This window comes from Nocardia amikacinitolerans NBRC 108937, from assembly GCF_001612615.1.
Taxonomy (GTDB): domain Bacteria; phylum Actinomycetota; class Actinomycetes; order Mycobacteriales; family Mycobacteriaceae; genus Nocardia; species Nocardia amikacinitolerans.
The window spans coordinates 1-23,185 of record NZ_BDAU01000017.1 but is presented as its reverse complement, the minus strand read 5'-3'; the positions used below and the strand labels follow the sequence as shown (position 1 = coordinate 23,185).

Sequence of the window (23,185 nt, the reverse complement as noted above, 5' to 3'; positions counted from 1 at the left end):
CGACGCCACCCCCGGCTTCGTCGCTGAGTTCGGCCCCGATGCCGCAATCGCCCTCCATCCCGCCGCTGTACCGAGCCCCATGGCCGCCCCCGGCGCCGAGGCCAGTTCCGTGGGCGGGTCGACGCCCGAGGCCGGGCTCGGGACCGAGCCGATCCACGGCACTCCTCGCCCAAGCGCGCCGCCCACCGCGGTCCCCACTCGCGCGAGCGTCTTCCCCGATCTCACAACGGAATTGGCCGACCTCCTCGACGACATCGTCGGTCCCTTGGTCATCCCCGAACTCTCGACCCGCGCCCACACCGAAGCTCTCGCGGTCCTCGACGTGCACCGCCTCGGCCTCGCTCGCCTCGCCGAACTCTCCGGTGGTGTGGAGCGCCCGCCCGCTTGGTGGCGGGATTGGTACGCGGCGTTGGAGCCGTTCGTCGTCGACCCGCTGTCGGCCGAAGAGCTCGGCGCCCTGGCTGTTCCGCTGGCCGACGGCCGCTTGGTGACTGGTCCGCGCACGGTCGTGCTCGACGACATGCTCGAGGTCGCCATCCCGCTGCACTGGGCGCGCCTGGTTCATCCGGAGGCCGCGCACCCGCTGCTGTCCAGGCTCGGCGCCCGCGCGGCCACCGCGGCCGACCTGCTCGCCGATCCTGCGCTGCAAGCGGATCTGGAAGACCACCCCGACGATCCCGACTTGGTCGACGCGGTGCTCCGTTTGGCCGCGTACGCCGAACCCGACGCGCTGCCGCCCTGGCTCGGCTCGATCGAATTGCCGGACACCACAGGCGAATTGCTGCCCGCCGACGAGCTGCTGCTGCCCGAGGCGCCGCTGTACGCGCTGCTCGTCGAAGACGCGCCGCTCGGCACCGTCGCCAAGGAGATCGTGGACGAGTACGGCGCGCAGGCGCTGCGTGCCGTTGGCGTCGGCTGGGATTTCGGCGTCGTCTCAGAGTCCGACCCGACCGGCCCCGATCATCATCTCGACGACGAAGAGTCCTGGTGGGCGAGCCTGCCCGAGGAGCCCGCCGAGTTCGCGGCCGTCCGCGACCTGGACCTGATCGACGACATCGCCTGGCCGGACGCACTGCACCAGCTGCTCGCCGAACCCAAGACCAGGCGCCTGCTCGCCGACCCGGACGGCTACACCGCGTGGTGGCTGCGCAGGCACGCCCGCCTGGACGGAATCCCGCTCGGTCACCACCTTCCTCCCGGCGACACCGAATTCGCCGGGCTGCTCCCACAATTCGCGGTTCCCGGCTTGAGCCACGCCGACCTGGACGTGCTGCGTTCCGTCCTGGCGGATCCGGACCGGATCACTCCGGACCTCGCCGAGGCGCTGCTCTCCGCATTGGCCGACCCCGCGAACAACCCTGAGCCGCAGATCGTTTCGCGCACGCACCGCCACCTGGCCGCAGCGGCGTCCCGCCTGGACCTCACCGAGCTGGAGCTGCCGGAACGGGTGCGCGCACTGTCCGGCGATGTGGTGCCCGCCGCCGACGCGATGGTGCTCGACCTGCCCTGGTTCGGTCTCGCCCTGCCGCCGGAGCGCCTGGTGCTCGGCGACGAAGAGACCGCACCGAGCCTCGCGACCCTGCTCGACCTCCCCTTGGTCTCGGAATCGGTGACCGCCGAGGTGCTGGGTACCGGCCACCGCACGTCCTGGTCCGCCGAGCCGCTGGGTGTCGTCCTGCGCCAACTGTTCTCGCTCGCGCCGCAGCATGGCGAACTGGTGCTGCACGAGGACCTGCGCGTCCGGCTGACCGGCGCGATAACGGCGACGGTATCCGTGCCGTGGTGGCGTTCCGGCACCGAGACACACATCCGCGTCCCGAGCGTCATCGGTGCGACGACGCCCGAGGCTCCTTAGTTCGGAACGGAAACCTTCGGCGCAGTCGACCGTATGTCACCTTCACCAGGCGAGGCGCGGTGAAGGCGACATACGGTCGGGTGTCCGACGGCCTACGTCGCGTATCCCGCGAGCATCTCGCTCAGCAGATCGAGCTGCGCCCGCACCGCCTCGCTGTCGTTGTCGACCAGCCAGCGCAGCACGACGCCGTCGATCACGTTGAGGGTGAACCGGCTCAGCGTCTGCACCGGCACCGACCACTCGGTGGCCGTGGCGTCGCGGGCGTGATCGAGAATGTCGGCGACCGTGGAGTCGTTGAAGGCGTACTGTTCGCGCGCGATCGCGAGTTTCTTCGGGGTCTGTTCGCCTTCGCGCAACGCATAAGTGGTTGTTTCGTAGGTGAGCAGTTGTCGTTCCGGTGTGGCTTCGATGTTCAGCCACATCAGTTCCAGTCCCGCGCGCACCAATCTTTGAAGCGCTTCTTTTCCACTTTCGACGTCTTGCCAAACTGTTTCATTGGCGTCGACGGAATCGCGTAATTCCATCGACAACGCCTTGACCAGCTCGGTCATCAGCGCGTCCTTATTTTCGAAACAGTAATGCACCACACCGAGCGAGACGCCGGCTGCTTGAGCCACATCGCGCGTGGTCACACCGGCCACGCCCTTTTTTTCGGCAAGGCCGATAGCGGCCTCGATAAGGTGGGCCCGTCGTTCTTCGACGCTCAATCGGGAGGACACTCCAGCGAGTTAAGCGCTCGCGGCGCGTGCAGTCAATTCGCGCCGCCGAAAAATTTGGACTGGACGTGCGTCCAGTTGTGTGGTTCGCTGCCAAACGGAAGAAGGGAGGCTCCGATGCCGGTGTCACGCAGGACGGTTCTCGCTCGAACCGCGGTGGGTTCGGCCGCGCTCGCCGCTGCCACGACCATCGGATCGGGACCGACGGGACTCGGCGCCCGCGCCGTCGCGGCCCCGGACCTGGGCTATCAGGTGGGCGTCGGCATTTCCGACATCACCGGCCCGGCCGCTGAGTGCGGGATGATGGGCTACTCCCAGCTGGAGCAGACCACCGCTGGCATCCACCTGCGCCCGAGGGCGCGCGCCTACGTGATCGCCGCGGGCGGGCGGCGGGTCGTCTTCGTCGTCGCCGAGAACGGCATGATCTTCCAGTCGGTGCACCGCGGCGTGCTGCTCGAGCTGGCCCGCCGCTTCGGCGATCTCTACACCGAGCAGAACGTGCTGCTCACGTCCACCCACTCGCACGCGACCTGCGGCGGCTCCAGCCACGACTACGCCTACAACCTGTCCATCCTCGGTTTTCAGCAGCAGGTGTACGACGCCGAGGTGAACGGGATCGTGGAGGCCATCGCGGCCGCGCACTCCGATCTCGGGCCCGCGTCGCTCGCGCTCGGCCGCTCGGAACTGCACGACGCCAGCGTCAACCGCTCGCGCGTCGCGTTCGACCGTAACCCGGCCGCCGACCGCGCCCACTTCCCCGACGCCATCGACCCTTCGGTGACCGCGCTCTCGATTACCAAGGGCGGCAAGCGGATCGGCGCGATCACCTGGTTCGCGACGCACAACACGTCGATGACCAACAAGAACCGGCTGATCAGCGGCGACAACAAGGGTTACGCATCCTTCGCCCACGAACACACCGACCACGGCGTCCGATACCTCGACGGCGCACCGGATTTCGTGTCCGCCTTCGCCCAGACCAACGCGGGCGACATGTCGCCGAACCTGAATCTGCGCCCCGGATCAGGGCCGACCGAAGACGAGTTCGAGAACACCCGGATCATCGGTGAACGCCAATACGGCGCCGCCGAGAACGCTCTGATCGCGGCGCGCTCGATGAGCGGACCCGTCGACTCCCTGCTCTGCTACATCGACTTGGCGAACATCGCGGTCGATGGGCGATTCACCCCGGACGGTCAGCCGCGGCACACCGCGCCGGCCGCCGCGGGCGTCTCGCTGATCGCGGGCAGCGTCGAGGACGGTCCCGGCCTGCCGGGCGGACCGATTCCGGAAGGCGTGCGCAACCCGTTCCTCGGCGCGCTCGGCGATCCGAACCAGCCCGCACCGGCCTGGCTCGCGGATGCCCAGGCGCCCAAGGCGATTGCGGTGCCGCTTGGTCTGCTCCCGCCGGTTCCGTGGGTGCCGAGCGTGGTGCCGATCCAGCTGATGCGCATCGGCGAGCTGTACTTGGCCGCCGCCGGTGGCGAATTCACCATCGTGTCCGGGCTTCGAGTGCGCAGGACCGTGGCGGAGGCGCTCGGCGTCGACGTGGAACAGGTGCTGCTCCAGGGGTACGCCAACTCCTACCACGAATACGTCACCACCCCGGAGGAATACGACGCCCAGCAGTACGAGGGCGCCTCGACGCTCTACGGCCGCTACACGCTGCCCGCATACCAGCAGGAATTCCACCGTCTGGCAACGGCTTTGGCCACCGGAGCGACCGTCGCGCGCGGCCCAGCGCCCCGTGACGTGTCGAACCTCCAGCCGAACTTCGTGTCGGCCCCGGGTCCGGACGCCACTCCGCCGGGCCGTGGCTTCGGCGATGTGCTGACCCAGCCCGCCTCCTGCTCCCGCGGCGAACGCGTTGTCGCCGAGTTCGTTTCGGCCCATCCGAAGCACAACCCGCGCCGCAACGGCACCTTCTTGGAAGTGCAGCGCAGCACCGGCACCGGCTGGGTGCGCGTCGCCAACGAGGGAGAGTGGGCGGTGCGATATCACTGGAGCAAGCGCGGTTCCGCCGAATCCGTGGCCCGGTTCACCTGGGACGTTCCCGCCGACGCGGAGCCGGGGCAGTACCGGTTCGTGCACTTCGCCGACAGTCTCGGCGCCGACGGCGCGCTGCGCCCCTTCACCGGGGTGAGCGCGGAATTCCAGGTGAGCTGATCACCGCAGACCGGTCTGCGCGCCCTTGTCGCCGCGCCGGGCGCCGCGGCGCTGGATCAGGAAGATGGTCGAGCCGATCAGTCCGACCACCAGGCCCATCAGGCAGACGGGAAGCGCCGACTCCCAGCTCTCGGGTCCGGCCAACACGACGAGGGTGGCGATCACCCACAGTGCGCTGCCGACGGCGAGCACCGGCCGCGGATCGGTCAGCCGCGGCGGGATCTCCGGCACTTTCTGGGTCACGGGCTCAGCGTAGCGGCGGGAACCGGCATGCCGCACCCAGCGGGTCCCGTATCGTTTGCCACTGTGACAACGTCATCGGATGTGCGAGCCCTCGCCGGTGAACTCTCGCTGGCGGTGGTTCGGCTGACGCGACATCTGCGTGGGCGCCGCACCGACTCACAGATCTCGCTGACCCAGCTCTCCGCCCTCGCCACCTTGGCGCGGGAGGGCGCGATGACGCCCGGTGCGCTTGCCGCCAAGGAGCGGGTGCAGCCGCCGTCGATGACCAGGGTGATCGCGTCGCTGACCGATCTGAAGCTGGTGGAGCGCAAGCCGCACCCCACCGACGGCCGCCAAATCATCGTCTCCCTCTCGGAATCCGGCCGAGCGCTGATCGCCGACGAGGCCAGCGCCCGTGAAGCCTGGATGACCGAACAGCTCGCCACCCTCACCGACGACCAGCTCGAGATCCTCAACCGAGCCGTCGCCATCATGAAGCAGATCGTCTCCGAATCGGAGTAGCCCCCGCCACACGGCCTTCCGTGCGCGGAAAGCGCGTTCCTACCTGGCGGCGAACGGCTGGTCGCTGTCGACGATCTCGCGCCCGAGGGGGAACAGCGAGAGCGGGATGAACTTCAGGTTCGCCCAGCCGAAGGGGATGCCGATGATCGAAAGGAACAGCGGGATGCTGGTCAGCAGGTGGCCGAGGGCCAGCCACCAGCCCGCCACGATGAACCAGATGATGTTGCCGATCAGCGACCCCGCGCCCGCGCCTGCCTTCTCCACTGTCGTGCGGCCGAACGGCCACAGCACGTAGGCCGCGATCCGGAACGAGGCGATGCCGAACGGGATCGTGATGATCAGGATGCAGCAGATGATCCCGGCCAGGATGTAGCCGAGCGCCATCCAGAACCCGGCGAAGATGAGCCAGATGATGTTGAGGATCAGCTGAAGCGGCTTCATATCTCCAGGATGCCAGCCCACGCCCGGCCGCGGGGAAGTTCGCGGCCGGGCGCGTCGATCGGCTGAACCGGCCCACGTCGATCGGCGGAACCGCCCCTTCGCCGGAAGAACCCTCCTCGGATCAGAAGAACCAGCCCAGCACCGCGTCCCGATCGGCGCCGAACGCGTCCTCCAGCGCGCGCAGCTTGCCGGAATCCTTGGCCTGCAGCCGGTTCGCCGCGGCGAACGCGCGCGCCGGGTACGCGCCGAGGTACATGCTGCCGAGCACGTCGATGCCCAGTTCGATGTCGGCGGCGCGTTCGGTGGGCGCACACTCGGCGCGGCCGTCCCGCACGGTGAGCGCGAAAGTTCCGCCCGCCCCGCGGAACGGATCGGTGACGGCCAGGACGACGTCGAGATCGGTCCGATAGTCGCGTGCCATGAGGGCGGCGGGCACGTCCATGAGCCGCAGCCAGAGACCGTCGTAGCGGGCGGTGGTGCGGACCTGTCGCGGGTCGGTCAGCAGGTAGGGGAGCGGGTCGTTGTCGCTGAGCTCCGCCGTGATCCGGGTGACCAGGTCCAGACCGAACAGCGCGCGCCACAGCGCGGCGTGCGCGTCGGCGGTGACCGATCGCATCTCGGCGATCTCGACGGTCATCTCCCTTGCTTCGTGGTGGTAGCGGTACAGCGCGTAGCCGTCGGGGTGCAGCAGCGTGAACAGGTCGGAGCCGCCGCGGCGGAACCGTTCCGGATCGGCGAACAAGTTGCCCCACGACGCGTCCGGTCGCACCTGCGCGCCGGGCGTCAGCCTGCGCCAGCGGTCGTAGATCTCGCGGACCCGATCGGTGACATTCGCCAGCATGACGAGTTCGACGCCGCCGGGATTCGGTGTGGTCGGCAGGAATTCGGCGAACCTACGGTCGATGGTGACCGCGTTCTGCCGCACCGCGGGGCCGTAGCCGAACCGACCGTAGATGCCGCCCTCGCTGGCCGTGAAGATGGTCAGCGGCAGACCCTGCGCCTCGGTGCGCCGGTGCTGTTCGATGTACATCGCGCGCAGAATGCCGCGCCTGCGGTGCGTCGGCGCCACCCCGACCCCCGCGATACCGCGGGCCTGCACCGTCCGCTCGCCCGGCACGGTCAGGATCATCTCCCGCGACCGCACATGCCCGACGACGCGATCACCGTCCACCGCCACGATCGAGTCCAACGGCGCGAACAACTGGGCCGCCCGCTCCAGCCACGCTTCGTCCGACCGAGTCCCGAACGAGGTCTCGACGAGCAATCGAATCCCCGCGGCATCCGCCTCGGTCGCCGATCGAATGGTGATGCCGGGTACGAGCGTCATGGGCAGATCGTCCCATGAATGAACAACACCGCGCATCGGAATTTTCTGCGCCACTACGCCGGTGCGCGACCCGGGTACGCGAGCCGTGATCACCTCCACCTCGGCGGCGCTGTAACCGCGAACGTTCGCAGGTGGCGGTTTCTGGTCGGCGTGCGCGGGCGGGCAGGATATGGCGGTGGCCGAAGTGATCGATATCGATGATCCCAGCGATTCCCGGGTCGACGATTTTCGCGACCTGGCGTCGGCGGATCGGCGGCCCGACCTGCCGGGCCGCAAGGGGCTGGTGATCGCCGAGGGCGTGGTGGTCGTGCAGCGGATGCTGGATTCGCGCTTTCGGCCGAGCGCGCTGATGGGGGTCGCGCGCCGCTACGAACAGTTGGCCGAGGATCTGGCCGAGATCGACGTGCCGTTCTACCGTGCCACGGCCGAGGTGATGGCGGAGGTCGTCGGGTTCCATCTCAATCGTGGTGTGCTCGCGGTGGCGCGGCGGCCCGCCGAGCTGACGCTGGACGAGGTGACCGAGGGCGCGCGAACCGTCGCCGTGCTGGAGGGCGTCAACGACCACGAGAATCTGGGATCGATGTTCCGCAACGCGGCGGGGCTGGGGGCCGAGGCGATCCTGTTCGGGGATCGGTGCGCCGACCCGCTGTACCGGCGCGCGGTCCGGGTGTCGATGGGGCATGTCCTCCGGGTGCCGTTCGCATCGGTGCCGGACTGGCCGAACGGCCTGGAACTCTTGCGGCGCAAAGGGTTTCAGATCGTCGCACTCACACCGAACCCCGCGGCGCCGAATCTGGCCGCGGCGATGACGGGCAAGCGGGTCGCCCTGCTGCTCGGCGCGGAGGGGCCCGGCCTCACGGAGGAGGCGATGCGGGCGACCGACGTCCGCGCGCGCATTCCGATGTCGCCTGGCACCGATTCGCTGAATGTGGCCACGGCCGCGGCCATGGCGTTCTATGAACGAGTGAGAACGTCGTGAGGGACGAGGACATGGTGGATCACCCGACGAACGGCGCGTACCGCGGCTATCCGCCCGCGCAGGATCCGACGCCGTGGGCGGCGGGTATCACCGTGGTGGTGATGGTGGCGGCGCTGGCGGCGGTGGCCGTCTACGCGTTCGGGATCGCGCTCGCCGAGGTGCATCCGCTGCTCGCCGTCGCGGTAAACCTGGTCGCCGCGGGTGGCGCGGCGCCGACCGCGTGGCGCGCGCGGTTCACGCCGGTGACCAGATGGGTGCTGCTCGGTTGCGGTGTCGGCGTGGTGCTCGGGTGGTTGGCGTTGATCGTCGAGGGCTTGTCGGCGCTGTGAAGTCCGGCGCTGGAAATCCGGCGCTGTGAAGTCCGGCGCTGGAAATCCAGCGCTGTGAAGTCCGGCGCGGGTGCCGAACCGGGCCTCCTCAGCCGACGCGATCTCCCCCGCGCAGCCAACCGAGCAGACCACGCCTCGGCTTGATCGTCGGCTCGATGACTTCCGGACCGACCAACGTCGAATGACTCGGTGCCTGGCCTTTCGGGTACAGCGTGAATCCGCACACCGCGATATCACCGGGTGCCAGCGCGCCCTGCGGCGAGGGAGCGCGGTAGTGGAAGCCCAGCCATTCGTTGTTGGCGGCGTCGGCGAAATCGGGCGGGTCGAAGGGCAGTGTCTGCGGGTCCGGCAATTCCCCGGCATGCCAGCGAACGGGATGCTCGCCCGCCCAGTACGGCCGCTCCCAGACCAGCGGAAGTCCCTCGTCCTCCAGGATGTTCACCCTTGTCGAACTGAACGCGCGGCGGAATTCCCCGCGCTCCCAGTGCGCGAACGCGCCCCAGCCGATGACAGTGTCGAAGGAGATCAGATAGGTGTGGTCGGAGGCGAGCGGGCGCACAAGCAGCTCCGGCAATCGCGTCGGCCTTGGGAGCGCGGCCTGTGCCGAACACAGCACTGTGACACCGGGATAGCAGCCGATGTACACCTCGTCGGTGTCCGGGCCCGCGCAGCCGCCGAGCGTGCCGACCATCTTCGGCACCACGTCGTGGTCGCCGTAGAGCTGTTTGGCGAGCGCCAGCGCGGCCTCGGGCTCCGGGTCGTGGTCGGCGCGCAGAACCGCCAACGGGTCGGGGGCGTCGACATACCAGAGAGACGAGGCTTTGGACAGCATTTCCGGCACCTCCCGATGGTCGCACGAAATTACTCCGCGAACTTCCAGCTACCGTCCGTGTCGAACGACGGCGCACGTCGGCTTCGACACACCGAGAAAATCTACTCGCCTCGGACGACCCGCGACGCACCTTCGGCAACGGAACACGCCAGCGCGAAGAGAATTTCGGGGCGCACTCGAGATTTCGGGGTGGAAACTACGATCCAGCAACCTGGACTGGCAGTCCAGCAAACTTCCGAGTGCGCCGAAACGCGGCGCTTCTGGTCAGTGACCCGAGCTGCGCACGCCGAGCAGCACGTCCTCCCAGGACGGCATGGGCGCCTTACCGCGCTTGGTGCGGTTCGGCTTGGCTGGCGCGGACTTGCCGCTGCCGGGCTTGGTGTTCTCCTCGGCGGGCGCGGTGTTCGCGGCGGGGGCCGAGGTGTTCGCGGCGGCGGCCGGTGCGCCAGTAGTGGGAGCGCTCGCCGCCGGGTTGGCGTTCGTGCTCGCCGCGGGAGCGTTCTTGGCGCTCGCCGCGGGTGCGGTGTTCGTGCTCGCCGCGGGAGCGTTCTTGGCGCTCGCCGCGGGTGCGGTGTTCGTGCTCGCCGCGGGAGCGTTCTTGGCGCTCGCCGCGGGTGCGGTGTTCGTGCTCGCCGCCGGTGTCGCGGCGGTGGTGCTCGTGGCCGGAATCGCCGCCGCGCTACCGCCCGCGGCCACGGCCTTCTGCTCGAAGTACTCGTCCAGCGTCGGCTGCGGCTGCCGGGCCGTCGCGGGGCGCGCGGTGGAAGCGGCGGGAGTTTCCTTGCGCGGCTCGGCCACCGGCTCGGCAGGCGCGGGCGCCTCCAGCTCGGGCTGCGGCGGCAAGACGGTCGCCAGTCCGCGCAGCGCGCGGCCGAAATCGGGGTCGATCAGATCCGCGGCGGGATCGTCGAGCGGGGAGACCGAACCGCCGTGCGCGTCGGGCTGGTAGCGCCAGTGCGCGGCGATCTCGGAACGTCCGTTCTGCCACTGCAACTGGGCGACCCAGAAGCCCTTCTCGTCTTTCCACGCATCCCACTCGGCGTTCTCGAGCGTGTGCCCGCGCTCGGTGAACGCGGCGGTGACGATATCGATCAGGGTTTCCACGGCGGGGCCGTCGGGGCGCACCGGGTGCGCCTTCTGGGCGAGCTCGGCGGCGCGGGCGCGTTCCAGCAGCACGGGATACGCGAAACGCTCGACCCGGCTCGCCGGCATGCCGGATTCTTCGGTGACCTGTTCGACGGAGGCTCCGGCACGGATACGGGCCTGGATATCGCGGGGACGCATAGACGCTTCCATTTCGATCTCGATCTGGCCGAATCGGGCAAGGTCTCCGCGCGCGGCGGCTCGTAGCTTGTCGTCTGCGGGCAGCCGGAACTTCTGGCCGGACTCGGTGTCGATGCACACGATGTGCGTGGAGTCGGGCGTCACCCCGATCACTCGAAGTTCACGCACCGTTACCTCCTTATCGCGTCGGCTCGCGACACCGCCCACTTTCCGAAACAGTAGTGCACATTCGATGATCTCGAGGCAAGACACGCGGCACGAAAATCTGCCGCCCCCACACGATAAAGGCTAATCTGTGCGTTTCGAGCACGATGCCCGTGGTCTCGAACAGACCACGGGCATCGCGGAATTCGCTCAGGACAGCTTTTCGACGACCCAGTCGATGCTGCGGGTGAGCTGACTCACGTCGTCCGGATCGATCGCCGGGAACATGCCGACGCGCAGCTGGTTACGGCCCAGCTTGCGGTAGGGCTCGGTGTCGACGATTCCGTTGGCCCGCAGGACCTTCGCGACCTGCGCGGCGTCCACCGAGTCGGCGAAGTCGATGGTGCCGACGACCTGCGAGCGGTGCGCCGGGTCGGTGACGTACGGGGTGGCGTATTCGCTCGACTCGGCCCACGAGTACAGCCGCGAGGAGGAGTCAAGCGTCCGCTTGACCGCCCAGTCCAGGCCGCCGTTGCCGTTCAGCCACTCGATCTGGTTGGCGAACAGCAGCAGGGTGCCGAGCGCCGGGGTGTTGTAGGTCTGGTCCTTGGTGCTGTTGTCGATGGCGACCGGCAGCGAGAGGAACTCGGGGGTCCAGCGGCCGCTGCCCTTGATCTCCTCGACCCGCTCCAGCGCGGCGGGGCTCATCAGCGCGACCCACAGGCCGCCGTCGGCGGCGAAGCACTTCTGCGGAGCGAAGTAGTAGACGTCGGCGTCGGTGATGTTCACCGGGAGGCCGCCCGCGCCGGAGGTGGCGTCGATCGCGATCAGCGCGTGCTCCGAACCGGCCGGACGCTGCACCGGAATGGCCACACCCGTGGAGGTTTCGTTGTGCGCCCAGCCGATCAGGTCCGCCGACGGGTCGGCCACCGGCTCGGGCGCGCTGCCCGGCTCGGACGAGACGACGATCGGGTCGCCGATGAACGGGTTGCCCTTGGCGACGGCGGCGAACTTGCTGGAGAACTCGCCGTTGGTCAGGTGCAGCGAGCGCTCGCGGATCAGGCCGAACGCGGCGGCGTCCCAGAACGCGGTGGTGCCGCCGTTGCCGAGGACGACCTCGTAGCCGTCGGGCAGGCCGAAGAGCTCGCGCAGGCCGTTGCGCACGCGCGCGACCACGTCCTTCACCGGCTTCTGCCGGTGCGAGGTTCCGAACACCGAGGCCCCCACCTTTACCAGGGACTCGAGCTGCTCCGGGCGCACCTTGGAGGGGCCGCAGCCGAACCGTCCGTCGGCGGGCTTGAGGTCGTCGGGAATGGTCGGGAACGCAGTGGTCATGGCCAATAGGGTAAAGCGTGTCCGACCTGCTCGGTTCGTGCGGGTGGGTGCCCGATGGCCGTCACGTCCGGGAAATGGGTCGAGGTGTGATCAATTACTCATAGTGACGGCGTATTGCTGTGGCGTACGAGACAGTGCGGCTACCCTTTCCCGCCATGGGCATGGCGTCGGCTAACTCGGGGTGGCGGTTACGGGCACGGCGATCACGGAATTTCGGCCTGCGGGCGGGCGCGCTGTCGGGCGCGGCGCGGCGCGAATTGCTGATCCACGGCACGGCGGGGTCGGCGACCATTCTCGGGCGCAAGATCTCGTCGCCGTCGTTCGCCCGGCCGTTCGGCGGCCCGGGACCGCAGCCGCGGCGCGAGCCCGGCCACGTCTTCTGGGTACGGGTGCAGATCGACGGTGCGCTCCCGTACGAGACCCGGGTTCGGCAGCGGACGCGCGAGGAAGACCTGGAGTGGATGCAACCCGGCGACGTCGTCGCCTGTCGTGTCGATCCGGGGGACCGCGACCGGCTGGTGCTCTACATCCCCGACCCGGACGAGGCGACGCGGGTGAGCATCGCCAAGATCCTCGCCGACGGCCGCAGGGCCGACGCCACCGTGCTCGCCGCGGCTCCGGTGGCGGCCGACTACGCGGGCCACGACGATCCGGTGCTTCGCCTCGATCTCGAGCTGCGCGCCTGGGACGAAACGAAGCCGTGGCGGGTCCGCCTCGTCCAGCCGGTGCCGTTGGCCGCGATCGGCCTCGTCGATCTCGGTCAGCATCTCGAGGTGGCGTTCTTCACCGTCGATCACGGCGAGTCGGTGGCGGTGGACTGGGCCGCCTCGCTCGGCGAGGAGTAGACCGGCGCTTCGGCAAGCCGATCGCCGCCGGATACGACACGAGCCGGAAGCCTTGACGGGCAAAGGAACCCGCCGGGCGTCCGGCTCGTGTGCGGTTACCGACTCAGAGGTGGGCGATGGCCGACCAGCCCGCGACCTCTTCCGGCTTGCGCGCGGCGGGGCCGGTGTAGATGGCGGCCGGGCGCACCAGCTTGCCGAGCTGCTTCTGCTCCAGGATGTGCGCACACCAACCGGCGGTCCGGCCGCAGGTGAACATGGCGGGCATCATGTGCGCGGGGACCTCGGCGAAGTCGAGGATCACCGCGGCCCAGAACTCCACGTTGGTCTCGATGGCGCGGTCGGGGCGACGCTCACGCAGCTCGGCGAGCGCGGCCTGCTCCAGCGCGGCCGCCACCTCGTAGCGCGGCGCGCCGAGGCGCTTGGCAGTGGCGCGCAGCACGCGGGCGCGCGGGTCCTCGGCCCGGTACACCCGGTGGCCGAAGCCCATCAGCTTCTCCTTGCGGTCCAGGATGCCCTTGACCAGCGCGCGGGCGTCGCCCGTCTTCTCGACCTCTTCGATCATCGGCAGCACGCGGGCCGGTGCGCCGCCGTGCAGCGGGCCGGACATGGCGCCGATCGCGCCGGACAGCGAGGCCGCCACGTCCGCGCCGGTGGACGCGATGACGCGGGCGGTGAAGGTGGAGGCGTTCATGCCGTGCTCGGCGGCGGAGACCCAGTAGGCGTCGATGGCCTCGGTGTGCCGCGGGTCCGGGTCACCCTTCCAGCGGGTCATGAAGCGCTCGGTGACCGTGGTGCACTCGTCGATCTTCTTCTGCGGCACCGCGGGCTGGTAGATGCCGCGCGCCGACTGCGCGACGTAGGACAGCGCCATCACCGAGGCGCGGGCCAGATTCTCGCGGGCTTCCTCGTCGTCGATGTCGAGCAGCGGCTGGTAGCCCCAGATCGGCGCGAGCATGGCAAGGCCGGCCTGCACGTCGACGCGCACGTCGCCGGTGTGCACCGGCAGCGGGAACGGCTCGGCGGGCGGCAGACCGCGGCCGAACTCGCCGTCGACCAGCAGCGCCCACACGTCACCGAAGGTCACCCGGCCGGCGACCAGGTCCTCGATGTCGACGCCGCGGTAGCGCAGCGCGCCGCCGTCCTTGTCCGGTTCGGCGATATCGGTGGTGAAGGCCACCACGCCCTCGAGGCCGCTGACGAAATCGCTCGGTACGGTGGCCTGGCCACCGGGAACAGCGGGGCTGGTAGTCATGTTGTGACTCTCCTTGCACTTCGGGTCGCATGAGTTCTCGTCGCTAGCGACTGCTCGCAGGTCGCTCGAGACAACACTGCCGAGGGGTACAGCTCCGCCGAGCACATGCCGATCACCAAAACCTTAGCTCCCTGCTACCGCGGAGTAACGTCTGGCCCATGCGTGACCTGGACAATTCAGCGTCGAATCCAGCCCTGTTCCCGCCGGAGGCGGGCGGCGACGCGATCGAGCTCCCGGTGAACACCGACCTGTCCGCGATGCGGGTGGAGTACGGCGGCGCGCCGTTCGGCTCCGGCGAGGACGTCGACCTGGACGAGAACTGGCTGGCCGGGGGCTGGGAGCCGCTGCTGCGGCACTGGATCGAGCAGGCCACCGCGGTCGGCATCGCCGAACCCAACGCGATGGTCCTCGCCACCGTGTCGCTGGTCGACGGCACGCCGCGGCCGGTCGCCAGAACGGTGCTGTGTAAAGGACTCTCACCGGAGGGTGTGACTTTTTACACGAATTACGACTCCGCCAAGGGCGCGCAACTCGCCGCGGTCCCGTTCGCCGCGGCGACCTTCCTGTGGCCCGCGCTCGGCAGGCAGGTGCACGTGCGCGGACCGGTCGAGAAGTCCGCCGTCGAGCAGACCGAGCTGTACTGGCGCTCCCGTCCGCGCGATTCCCAGCTAGGCGCCTGGGCCTCGCAGCAGTCCCGCCCGATCGGCTCGCGTGCCGAGCTGGACCGCGCGCTGGCCGAGACCACCGCGCGCTTCGCCGACGTCGACGAGATCCCGGTGCCTCCGCACTGGGGTGGCTATCTGCTGCGTCCGGACGAGGTGGAGTTCTGGCAGGGCCGAAGGGGTCGGCTGCACAACCGGATCCGGGTGCGGATCGCCGAGGGACGCATGCGCGTCGACCGGCTGCAACCCTGATAAAGATGATCATGTGACGAATCTCGCGTCGTCCCGGTCATCGAGAACTCGCTAACGTCCGGCCGGTGAAGCTGCTCGCCGACACCACCCCGCTGCGCAACCCCGACTTCCGCAGGCTGTGGACGACCAACATCGTCACCGTCATCGGGGCCCAGCTCTCGGTGGTCGCGGTGCCGCAGCAGATCTTCCAGATCACCGGCAGCTCCGGATACGTCGGCCTCGCCGGGCTTTTCGGCCTGATACCGCTGATCGTGTTCGGGCTGTGGGGCGGCGCGCTCGCCGACGTCATGGACCGGCGCAAGCTGATGGTGATCACCACCGCGGGCACCGGCCTTACCGCCGTGCTGTTCTGGGCGCAGGCCGCGGCAGGGATCGACAACGTCTGGGTGGTGCTGATCCTGTTCGCGCTGCAACAGGCGTTCTTCGCGGTGAACCAGCCGACCCGCGGCGCGGCCATCGCCCGCATCCTGCCGCCCGAGCAACTCGCCGCCGCGAGTTCGCTGAGCATGACCGTGCAGCAGGTCGGCGCCATCGCGGGACCGGTGCTCGCCGGTGCACTCATCCCGCTGATCGGGCTGTCCACGCTGTATCTCGTCGACGCCATCGCACTGCTCGTCACGCTGTGGGCGGTCTGGCGGCTGCCCGCATTCCCGCCGACCGGCGACGCGCGCCGGGCCGGATTCCGCACGGTCCTGGACGGTTTCGCCTACCTGGCCACCCAGCGCATCCTGCTCGCCTCGTTCCTCGTCGACGTCATCGCGATGGTGTTCGGTATGCCGCGGGCGCTGTTCCCGCAGATCGCGCACGAGACCTTCGGCGACCCGGCCAGCGGCGGCGTCGCGCTCGGCCTGCTGTTCGCGGCCATGTCGGCGGGCGCGGTGCTCGGCGGCGTCTTCTCCGGCTGGATTCCGCGCATCCGCCGCCAAGGGCTCGCCGTCGTCGTCTGCATCGCGCTGTGGGGCGTCGCGATGGTCGGCTTCGGACTCGCGGTCGGCTCGGCAGGGCACCTGTTCGGGCTCGGCGTCTGGCTGTGGATCGCGGTGGCGTTCCTGGCCTTCGGCGGCGCCGTCGACATGGTCTCCGCCGCGCTGCGCACCACGATGTTGCTGACCGTCGCCACCGACGAGATGCGTGGCAGGCTGCAAGGCGTGTTCATCGTGGTGGTCGCGGGCGGCCCGCGCATCGGTGATGTTGCCCACGGTTTTGCCGCGGCGAGCCTGGGTACTGCCGTCGCCGCCGCGGGCGGCGGAGTGCTCGTGGTGATCGGGGTCCTGCTGGCCGCCTTGGCCTTCCCGGCTTTCGTTCGCTACCGGGTCGCCCGCGCGCACACCGAATCGCTGCCCGCCTGACCGCCGAAACCTCACGTGACGACGCGGCGTTTGTGAGGTCGTCAGGTGGGCACCCTCGTGGCCGGGCCGCGTGGACAGCGACTAGCGTCTAGGTAATCGCACCGCCGTGCCGACCGCACTTCGATGCCGACGGTCCTAGCCTGAGAGGGATCCTTCCGTGCCCGAGAACGACATCAACGACGCCAAACCGGTGCTGAGCTACCCGGGTGGCGAATACGCCATGACGATCACCGAAGCCTCCGAAGGCAACGACGGTGTCGACCTCGGCAAAATGCTGGCCAGCACCGGGTACGTCACGTACGACCCCGGATTCATGAACACCGCCCCGACCAAGTCGGCGATCACCTACATCGATGGCGAAGCGGGCATCCTGCGCTACCGCGGCTACCCGATCGACCAGCTTGCCGCGTCCTCGACCTTCATCGAGGTCAGCTACCTGCTCATCTACGGCGAGCTGCCGACCCAGGCCCAGCTCGACGAGTTCACCGACCGGATCCGCCGCCACACCCTGCTGCACGAGGATCTGAAGCGCTTCTTCGACGGCTTCCCGCGCAACGCGCACCCGATGCCGGTGCTCTCCTCCGCGGTGAACGCGCTGTCGGCCTACTACCAGGACTCGCTCGACCCGCGCGACCCCGAGCAGGTCGAGCTGTCCACCATCCGGCTGCTCGCCAAGCTGCCGACCATCGCGGCCTACTCCTACAAGAAGTCGGTCGGCCAGCCGTTCCTCTACCCGGACAACTCGCTGAGCCTGGTGGAGAACTTCCTGCGGATGACCTTCGGCTTCCCCGCCGAGCCCTACGAGGTCGACCCCGAAGTGGCCGCCGCGCTGGACATGCTGCTGATCCTGCACGCCGACCACGAGCAGAACTGTTCCACCTCCACGGTGCGCCTGGTCGGCTCCTCGGACGCCAACCTGTTCACCTCGGTCTCCGGCGGCATCAACGCGCTGTGGGGCCCGCTGCACGGCGGCGCCAACCAGGCCGTGCTGGAGATGCTCGACGACATCAAGGCCCAGGGCGGCGACGTCAAGGAGTTCATCCGCAAGGTCAAGGACAAGGAAGACGGCGTGAAGCTCATGGGCTTCGGGCACCGCGTCTACCGCAACTACGACCCGCGCGCCTCCATCGCCAAGAAGCACGCCGACGCGATCCTGCGCAAGCTCGGCGGCGACGACGAGCTCTTCGACATCGCCCAGGCGCTCGAAGAGGCCGCGCTCACCGACGACTACTTCATCTCCCGTCGCCTGTACCCGAACGTCGACTTCTACACCGGCGTCATCTACAAGGCCATGGGCTTCCCGACCCGCATGTTCACCGTGCTGTTCGCGATGGGCCGGCTGCCCGGCTGGATCGCGCACTGGCGCGAAATGCACAGCGAGCCGCTGAAGATCGGTCGCCCGCGCCAGATCTACACCGGTTACGGCGCGCGCGACTACCGCGAGATCACCAACCGCTGACCATCCAACCCACCTATCGAAGGGGATAGCCGAATGACCAAGCCGGTTGTCGAATTCCAAGCGGGCCCCGCGCCCACCGAGCTCGTGATCAAGGACATCACCGTGGGCGAGGGCAAGGAAGCCGTGCCCGGTGGCACCGTCGAGGTGCACTACGTCGGTGTCGAATTCGACAACGGCAAGGAATTCGACTCGTCGTGGAACCGCGGCGAATCCATCAGCTTCCCGCTGCGCGGCCTGATCCAGGGCTGGCAGGACGGCATCCCCGGTATGAAGGTCGGCGGCCGCCGCCAGCTCACCATCCCGCCGGAGCTCGCCTACGGCCCGGCCGGTTCCGGCCATCCCCTCTCCGGCAAAACCCTGGTCTTCGTGATCGACCTGCTGAACGCGAACTGATCAGCTGACTACCGATCGTGGCCCGCACTCCCCGGAGTGCGGGCCACAGTCGTTCGGTCGGCGGCTCATTCGCGGACGATCTCCACCGGGTCGGTGAGGGCGAGGGCGATCGCGGACTGCTGGGTGGTGCTGCGGACGGGGAGGGCGTCCATGGCCTTGGCGGTCTGGGTGTTGAGGTTGGTCACGATCTGCTGGAGCTGGGTGACGCCTCCGGTGAGCTGGCCGATCGCGTCGACCAGTTGCGCGCCGCCCTGTTCGGCGAGCTGGGGGAGTCCTTCGGCGAGCTTGGCGCCTTCGTTCAGCTGGGCGCTCGCGGATTGCAGGCGGCCGACGACGGTGCGCAGCAGGGCGCCGAGATCGGTGTTCGGGTCGACGGCGCCGCCGACCAGCAGGTCGAGGCCGTCCAGCTGGGTGCCCGCCTGGCCCGAAACGGCGCGCAGCGCTTCGAGTTTGCCGATGATGTCGGCCAGCGCCGGATCGTTGGCGAAGGGCAGCGCGCGCAGTAGCGGCAGGATCTGATCGAGGCCGGAGCTGACGGTGCCCGCGGTCTGCTGCACCTGCGCGATCGTGATGCCGGTCGAATCCAGCGCCTCGGCAAGCTGATTCGCCTGCACGGCCGCGCCGTCGACGGTCTCGTTGAGCATGGCGATGGCCGAAGTCAGCTGGGCGGAGCCCTCTTTCGCGAAATCCAGGAAGCCGAGCAGCTGGTCGGCGCCCGCGCTGAACTGGTCCGCGCCCGAGGCCGCGGCGTTCACGCCCGCGCCGAGCAGCTGCGCGGTGAACTGCACCCCGGTGAGCTGGCTGCGGGCCTGGGCGACGGCGGCCAGCGCCGCGTCGACCCCGGTCGCGCCGATGCGGTGCGTCACCGCCTGGATCGCCCCGTTCACCAAGTCGCCGTCGGCGTCGTCGTTGGCTGCGACGGTGACGATGGCGCGCTGCGGTACCGGACCGGCCAGCGTGCCCATGGATTCGGTCAGGTCGGCGGGCAGCGTGATCACGGCCGCGTAGTCGTCGGTGTTCGCCTCGCCCGGCTTCGCCATCGTCCACTCGTAGCCCGCGCCGTCCTGCTCGAGTGCCTGCACGATGCGCGCGCCTGTCGGTCCGGTGTCGGTGTTGACAAGGGCGATTCCCGACGGCGCCGATCCCGAGCCCGCGCAGGCGGTGACACCACCACCGATCGCTCCCGCGGTGACGATCCCGATGGCGAGGAGCGCCCAGCGGGCGCGATGTCCGATCACGATCACCGACCCTAAAGATCGTGACTAACGGCCTCATTGGCGTTTCTGTGAGAATTCGATAAGGGGGCGGAAGATTTCGTTGCGCCGCCCAGCAATGGCGCGGGACTCAGCGGGCTTTCGACCCGTTCGATGGCAATTGATCGCCGACACGGTGCCGCTCGGGAAGGTCCAGAACCAACCGCGCGCCACCCAGCGGGCTGTCCTCGAAGTAGGCTCGCCCGCCGTGCAATTGGGCTTGCTGAGCAACCAAGGCGAGGCCGAGCCCCGAGCCGCCCTTGCTCGCCTGACTACCGCGATAGAACCGGTCGAAGACCGCGGCACGTTCCTCGACCGGGATGCCGCGCCCGTTGTCGTCGACCGCGATCACGATGTGCCCCTGCGGCGTTCGGTGCGCGGAGACCACCGCCTCGGTGGCCCCGCCGTGCTTCACCGAGTTCGCCAGCGCGTTGTCCACCGCGAGGCGCAGACCCGCGGGCAGACCGCGGGTCACCAGTTCCGCGTCCGTCTCGATGCGGACGGTCAGTCCGGGGAAGTGGCGCATGGCGTCGTGCGCGGCCTGGTCGCACAGGTCGCCGACATCGGTGTCCACGTGGTCGCGTTCGTTGGTGAGATCGCCGGTGGCGAGCCGTTCCAGCGCGGCGAGCGTGGTCTCCACCCGGCCCTGGCTGCGTTGCAGGTCGACGAGGATCTCGGCGCGCTGCGCCTCGTCGAGGTCGAGGGTGCGCAACACCTCCAGGTCGGTGCGCATGGCGGTGAGCGGGGTGCGCAGTTCGTGCGCGGAGACGGCGGCGAAATCGCGCGCGGTCTCCAGCGCGGCGGCGGTCTCCTCCTGCGCCTGGTCGACCCGCTGCAACATGCGATTCACCGCGTCGGCGAGCTTCTCGGCCTCGCGCATGCCCTTGCCGTCGACCGGGGGATGCGGATTGTCGGGGTCGGGGAACGCGCTGCGCGTGCCGACCTGATGGGTCAGGTCGACGATGGGACGCACCGCACGGCCAGCGAGCAACCAGCCGAGCGCGCCCGCCGCGGCCACCGCGAGCAGCGCGCCGCCCATCACCCAGCGCTGCTGCTCGGCGGTCGCGCGCGCCGCTTCGTCGGCCGGAATGCCAAGGGAGACAGTGCGATCCGGCGGTTGGTTCTCCGTCGTCGTGAGCACACGGTACGGGACGCCGCCCACCGTCACGGTGCGCGATCCGGTGGACAGATCGGGAAGCTGGACCGGGCTGCTCGCCACCACGGACCCGCTGTCGCGCACCGTGATCGCCATGTCGTCGTTGAGCCCGGTCAACCCGAGCACGCCCACCGCGATCACCGGATCGAGCAGGACGAGGCGAGACGCGACCGAGAGCTGCTGATCGCTCTGTTGCAGATTGTTGCGCTCGATCGCCTGCACCGTGATCGCGCTGAGCACGGTCACGATGATGACGGCGCCTGCCGCCGCCGCACCCGCCACCCGGGTGCGCAGCGAAAAGGTCCTGCGCCCACGCGTTTTCACGGTATGTTCGGATTCATTTCGGCGCTCGCAGCACGAAACCGACACCGCGGATGGTGTGCAGCAGGCGCGGGGTGTCACCGACCTCCAGCTTGCGGCGCAGGTAGCCGACGAAGACGTCCACCACGTTGGTGTCGGCGGCGAAGTCGTAGCCCCACACCAGTTCCAGCAGACGTTCCCGGCTCAGCACAACGCCCGCGTTGCGCGCCAGCGTGGAGAGCAGCTCGAATTCCCGCTTGGTGAGCTCGATCTCGGTACCGTGCAGCAGCGCGCGATAACCGGCGACGTCGACCTCGAGCGGTCCGACGGTGATCGCGCCGGGCGTGGCGGGCGCGGGCGCGTCGGTGCGGCGGCGTAGCAGCGCGCGGATGCGGGCGACCAGTTCGGCGAGCACGAACGGTTTCACCAGGTAGTCGTCGGCGCCGGATTCCAGGCCGGAGATCCGGTCGTCCACCGAGGCTCGGGCGCTGAGCACGCAGATCGGTACTTCGTTGCCCATGGCACGCAGCGCGGTCACCACACCGGCGCCGTCCAGGACCGGCATGTTCATGTCCAGCACGATGGCGTCGGGAGCGTGCTCGCCGACGCTGCGCAGCGCCGCGGCGCCGTCCCGGGCGACCAGCACCCGGAAGCCGGACAGCCGCAGCCCGCGTTCGACAGAGGCGAGCACGTCCTCGTCGTCGTCGACAACGAGGACGGTCGGCGTCGAGGGGGTCACGTCGTTCATTCTGCCGTTCGCGGGTGCGGTCGTCGGTCAGGAGTCGATCAGTAGTTGTGGCACGTCGCCGCGACGGCCTCGATCGTCTGGCGCAGTCCGGCGGCGCGCGGATCGTTCTCCGCCTCGCGCGCGGCCTCCGGGTTCTCGGCGAGTAGGCGCTGGAACTCGGCGCGGCGCTGCTCGACCGGCTGGTCGAAACGGCGCTGCAATTCCGCCTTCTGGGTCGGGTTCGCGTCGAGCATCGCGGCCAGCTGCGGCGCCCGGTCGTGCAGGGCGGCGTCGACCTGGGCGAAGGTGCAGTCCGAGTTCAGCAGCGGACCGACGAGTTCCGTCGGGTCTGCCGACGCGACGGCCGGGGAGAGCAGCACGGCCACCGTGGCCATGCCGCCCGCGGCCAGTGCGGCGAGACCGGTGCGGCGACGGAAAGAGTTCATCGGTAATGCCTCCAGTTCTTAGCGTGATAGAGCGCAAGCGCATCCGACGCTATTGCGCGGCGCTGGCACGCGTGTGAACGATCCCTGAGAAAGCTCTGAGGGGTGTTGCGCCGGGACGGCGCGATGCGATGCGTCGGTCCGGCACGACGCGATGCGTTGGTCCGGCGCAGCGCGATTCGTCAGGACGGCGCGACGGGATCGGAGTCCGGCACGGTCGCGTCGCCGTTGTCCGACGCCGCGTTCGCCTCCTCGTCGGCCCGCGTGGTGATGATCTGATCCTCCAGCGCCGCGAGCACGGCCGGGTCCTCGATGGTGGAGGGCATGTCGTAGGGATCGCCCGCCGTGATCTGCCTGATGGTCTTGCGCAGGATCTTGCCCGACCTGGTCTTCGGCAACCCGGCCACGATCACCGCGTCGTGCAGCGTGGCGATCGCGCCGATCTGCTCGCGCACCCGCTCGACCAGTTCCTCGCGCAACCGGGCCGGATCGACCTCGACGCCTTCCTTGAGCACCACGTAGGCGATCGGGCGCTGACCCTTGAGTTCGTCGGGCAGGCCGATCACCGCGCACTCGGCCACCGCCTCGTGTCCGGAGATGGCGGCTTCGATGCTGCCAGCGGACAGCCGGTGCCCGGCCATGTTGATCACGTCGTCGCTGCGGCCGAGGACGTAGAGGTAGCCGTCCTCGTCGAAGTAGCCGGAGTCGCCGGTCAGGTAGTGCCCGGGGAAGGCCGACATGTAGGACCGGCTGAACCGCGGCTCGTCCTGCCAGAGCCCGGTCAGCGTGCCGGGCGGCATGGGCAGGCCGATCACGATGTTGCCCTCGGTGCCCACGGGGACGGGGTTGCCCTCGGCGTCCAGCACCCGAAGGCGGTAGCCGGGCACCGGAACCGAGGCCGAGCCCGGTTTGATCGGCAGCTCTTGTAGGCCGAGCAGGTTG

Annotated in this window: 22 protein-coding genes and 1 pseudogene; 10 read left to right on the top strand and 13 right to left on the bottom strand. The window is 69.2% G+C overall.

Features of this window, described 5'->3' with window-relative positions; genetic code table 11:
* A pseudogene (locus tag NAM01S_RS15240) lies at positions 1 to 1,855 on the top strand (ATP-binding protein); the annotation flags it as partial.
* Between the two features lie 92 nt (positions 1,856 to 1,947).
* Here the strand turns inward: NAM01S_RS15240 and NAM01S_RS15235 are convergent.
* Positions 1,948 to 2,562, bottom strand: coding sequence for a TetR/AcrR family transcriptional regulator (locus NAM01S_RS15235; RefSeq protein WP_253798636.1), 615 nt, complete (start codon positions 2,560 to 2,562; stop codon positions 1,948 to 1,950).
* A 126-nt stretch (positions 2,563 to 2,688) separates the two neighbouring features.
* On the opposite strand from NAM01S_RS15235, the gene NAM01S_RS15230 reads away from it, so the two are divergent.
* Complete coding sequence (locus tag NAM01S_RS15230; RefSeq protein WP_067785564.1) at positions 2,689 to 4,737, top strand: neutral/alkaline ceramidase; 2,049 nt, start codon at positions 2,689 to 2,691, stop codon at positions 4,735 to 4,737.
* Here the strand turns inward: NAM01S_RS15230 and NAM01S_RS15225 are convergent, their stop codons facing one another.
* Positions 4,738 to 4,980 carry a DUF2530 domain-containing protein gene (locus NAM01S_RS15225; RefSeq protein ID WP_067785561.1) on the bottom strand — a complete coding sequence of 81 codons (243 nt, stop codon included), beginning with the start codon at positions 4,978 to 4,980 and terminating at the stop codon, positions 4,738 to 4,740. It abuts the gene before it with no gap.
* A gap of 27 nt (positions 4,981 to 5,007) precedes the next feature.
* Here NAM01S_RS15225 and NAM01S_RS15220 point away from each other — a divergent pair, with 27 nt between their 5' ends.
* Positions 5,008 to 5,481, top strand: coding sequence for a MarR family winged helix-turn-helix transcriptional regulator (locus NAM01S_RS15220; RefSeq protein ID WP_067785558.1), 474 nt, complete (start codon positions 5,008 to 5,010; stop codon positions 5,479 to 5,481).
* 39 nt (positions 5,482 to 5,520) lie between these two features.
* On the opposite strand, the gene NAM01S_RS15215 is transcribed toward NAM01S_RS15220, so the two are convergent.
* A complete protein-coding gene (locus NAM01S_RS15215; RefSeq protein WP_067785555.1) occupies positions 5,521 to 5,922 on the bottom strand; it encodes a YccF domain-containing protein in 402 nt (133 codons plus the stop codon).
* A gap of 121 nt (positions 5,923 to 6,043) precedes the next feature.
* The gene (locus NAM01S_RS15210) at positions 6,044 to 7,249 is read right to left on the bottom strand and encodes a GNAT family N-acetyltransferase (protein WP_067785551.1); all 1,206 of its coding nucleotides are present in this window, start codon (positions 7,247 to 7,249) and stop codon (positions 6,044 to 6,046) included.
* Positions 7,250 to 7,424: 175 nt separating this feature from the next.
* Between NAM01S_RS15210 and NAM01S_RS15205 the strand changes: the two genes are divergently transcribed.
* The gene (locus tag NAM01S_RS15205) at positions 7,425 to 8,228 is read left to right on the top strand and encodes a TrmH family RNA methyltransferase (protein ID WP_174554810.1); all 804 of its coding nucleotides are present in this window, start codon (positions 7,425 to 7,427) and stop codon (positions 8,226 to 8,228) included.
* Between the two features lie 11 nt (positions 8,229 to 8,239).
* A complete protein-coding gene (locus NAM01S_RS15200; RefSeq protein ID WP_067785582.1) occupies positions 8,240 to 8,557 on the top strand; it encodes a DUF2537 domain-containing protein in 318 nt (105 codons plus the stop codon).
* An 88-nt stretch (positions 8,558 to 8,645) separates the two neighbouring features.
* On the opposite strand, the gene NAM01S_RS15195 is transcribed toward NAM01S_RS15200, so the two are convergent.
* The 3 genes from NAM01S_RS15195 to serC all read right to left on the bottom strand — a co-directional run bounded on the left by NAM01S_RS15195 (position 8,646) and on the right by serC (position 12,152).
* On the bottom strand, positions 8,646 to 9,389 hold the full coding sequence (locus NAM01S_RS15195; protein WP_067785545.1) for a DUF6928 family protein: 744 nt from the start codon (positions 9,387 to 9,389) through the stop codon (positions 8,646 to 8,648).
* 264 nt (positions 9,390 to 9,653) lie between these two features.
* Complete coding sequence (sepH, locus tag NAM01S_RS15190; protein WP_067785579.1) at positions 9,654 to 10,841, bottom strand: septation protein SepH; 1,188 nt, start codon at positions 10,839 to 10,841, stop codon at positions 9,654 to 9,656.
* A gap of 186 nt (positions 10,842 to 11,027) precedes the next feature.
* Positions 11,028 to 12,152 carry a phosphoserine transaminase gene (serC, locus tag NAM01S_RS15185; protein WP_067785542.1) on the bottom strand — a complete coding sequence of 375 codons (1,125 nt, stop codon included), beginning with the start codon at positions 12,150 to 12,152 and terminating at the stop codon, positions 11,028 to 11,030.
* A gap of 119 nt (positions 12,153 to 12,271) precedes the next feature.
* On the opposite strand from serC, the gene NAM01S_RS15180 reads away from it, so the two are divergent.
* Positions 12,272 to 12,997: a hypothetical protein gene (locus NAM01S_RS15180; RefSeq protein WP_253798639.1), complete on the top strand. Its 726-nt coding sequence runs from the start codon at positions 12,272 to 12,274 to the stop codon at positions 12,995 to 12,997.
* Positions 12,998 to 13,100: 103 nt separating this feature from the next.
* On the opposite strand, the gene NAM01S_RS15175 is transcribed toward NAM01S_RS15180, so the two are convergent.
* Entirely contained in the window at positions 13,101 to 14,249 is a 1,149-nt protein-coding gene (locus NAM01S_RS15175; protein ID WP_067785535.1) for a citrate synthase 2, read from the bottom strand.
* Between the two features lie 158 nt (positions 14,250 to 14,407).
* On the opposite strand from NAM01S_RS15175, the gene pdxH reads away from it, so the two are divergent.
* The 4 genes from pdxH (at position 14,408) to NAM01S_RS15155 (ending at position 18,364) form a co-directional block, all read left to right on the top strand.
* Complete coding sequence (gene pdxH, locus NAM01S_RS15170; protein WP_084482963.1) at positions 14,408 to 15,163, top strand: pyridoxamine 5'-phosphate oxidase; 756 nt, start codon at positions 14,408 to 14,410, stop codon at positions 15,161 to 15,163.
* Between the two features lie 65 nt (positions 15,164 to 15,228).
* Positions 15,229 to 16,512, top strand: coding sequence for an MFS transporter (locus NAM01S_RS15165; RefSeq protein ID WP_067785532.1), 1,284 nt, complete (start codon positions 15,229 to 15,231; stop codon positions 16,510 to 16,512).
* 157 nt (positions 16,513 to 16,669) lie between these two features.
* Positions 16,670 to 17,971, top strand: coding sequence for a citrate synthase (locus NAM01S_RS15160; RefSeq protein ID WP_084482962.1), 1,302 nt, complete (start codon positions 16,670 to 16,672; stop codon positions 17,969 to 17,971).
* Between the two features lie 33 nt (positions 17,972 to 18,004).
* The gene (locus NAM01S_RS15155; protein ID WP_067785529.1) at positions 18,005 to 18,364 is read left to right on the top strand and encodes an FKBP-type peptidyl-prolyl cis-trans isomerase; all 360 of its coding nucleotides are present in this window, start codon (positions 18,005 to 18,007) and stop codon (positions 18,362 to 18,364) included.
* A gap of 65 nt (positions 18,365 to 18,429) precedes the next feature.
* On the opposite strand, the gene NAM01S_RS15150 is transcribed toward NAM01S_RS15155, so the two are convergent.
* The 5 genes from NAM01S_RS15150 to NAM01S_RS15130 form a co-directional block, all read right to left on the bottom strand.
* The gene (locus tag NAM01S_RS15150; RefSeq protein ID WP_067785570.1) at positions 18,430 to 19,602 is read right to left on the bottom strand and encodes a YhgE/Pip domain-containing protein; all 1,173 of its coding nucleotides are present in this window, start codon (positions 19,600 to 19,602) and stop codon (positions 18,430 to 18,432) included.
* 106 nt (positions 19,603 to 19,708) lie between these two features.
* On the bottom strand, positions 19,709 to 21,097 hold the full coding sequence (locus NAM01S_RS15145; protein WP_253798641.1) for a sensor histidine kinase: 1,389 nt from the start codon (positions 21,095 to 21,097) through the stop codon (positions 19,709 to 19,711).
* 13 nt (positions 21,098 to 21,110) lie between these two features.
* Positions 21,111 to 21,821: a response regulator transcription factor gene (locus NAM01S_RS15140; protein ID WP_067785523.1), complete on the bottom strand. Its 711-nt coding sequence runs from the start codon at positions 21,819 to 21,821 to the stop codon at positions 21,111 to 21,113.
* 38 nt (positions 21,822 to 21,859) lie between these two features.
* Positions 21,860 to 22,246 carry a hemophore-related protein gene (locus NAM01S_RS15135; protein ID WP_067785520.1) on the bottom strand — a complete coding sequence of 129 codons (387 nt, stop codon included), beginning with the start codon at positions 22,244 to 22,246 and terminating at the stop codon, positions 21,860 to 21,862.
* A gap of 179 nt (positions 22,247 to 22,425) precedes the next feature.
* Positions 22,426 to 23,185 (bottom strand): AMP-binding enzyme (locus tag NAM01S_RS15130; protein ID WP_157107749.1); only part of this gene is annotated, 760 nt, incomplete at its 5' end.

Coding starts and splice junctions, on each gene's coding strand:
- NAM01S_RS15135 (WP_067785520.1), bottom strand. CDS start 22,246: ATGAACTCTTTCCGTCGCCGCACCGGTCTCGCCGCACTGGCCGCGGGC.
- NAM01S_RS15140 (WP_067785523.1), bottom strand. CDS start 21,821: ATGAACGACGTGACCCCCTCGACGCCGACCGTCCTCGTTGTCGACGAC.
- NAM01S_RS15175 (WP_067785535.1), bottom strand. CDS start 14,249: ATGACTACCAGCCCCGCTGTTCCCGGTGGCCAGGCCACCGTACCGAGC.
- NAM01S_RS15200 (WP_067785582.1), top strand. CDS start 8,240: ATGGTGGATCACCCGACGAACGGCGCGTACCGCGGCTATCCGCCCGCG.
- NAM01S_RS15220 (WP_067785558.1), top strand. CDS start 5,008: ATGCCGCACCCAGCGGGTCCCGTATCGTTTGCCACTGTGACAACGTCA.
- serC (WP_067785542.1), bottom strand. CDS start 12,152: ATGACCACTGCGTTCCCGACCATTCCCGACGACCTCAAGCCCGCCGAC.
- NAM01S_RS15155 (WP_067785529.1), top strand. CDS start 18,005: ATGACCAAGCCGGTTGTCGAATTCCAAGCGGGCCCCGCGCCCACCGAG.
- NAM01S_RS15230 (WP_067785564.1), top strand. CDS start 2,689: ATGCCGGTGTCACGCAGGACGGTTCTCGCTCGAACCGCGGTGGGTTCG.
- NAM01S_RS15215 (WP_067785555.1), bottom strand. CDS start 5,922: ATGAAGCCGCTTCAGCTGATCCTCAACATCATCTGGCTCATCTTCGCC.
- NAM01S_RS15195 (WP_067785545.1), bottom strand. CDS start 9,389: ATGCTGTCCAAAGCCTCGTCTCTCTGGTATGTCGACGCCCCCGACCCG.
- pdxH (WP_084482963.1), top strand. CDS start 14,408: ATGCGTGACCTGGACAATTCAGCGTCGAATCCAGCCCTGTTCCCGCCG.
- NAM01S_RS15210 (WP_067785551.1), bottom strand. CDS start 7,249: ATGACGCTCGTACCCGGCATCACCATTCGATCGGCGACCGAGGCGGAT.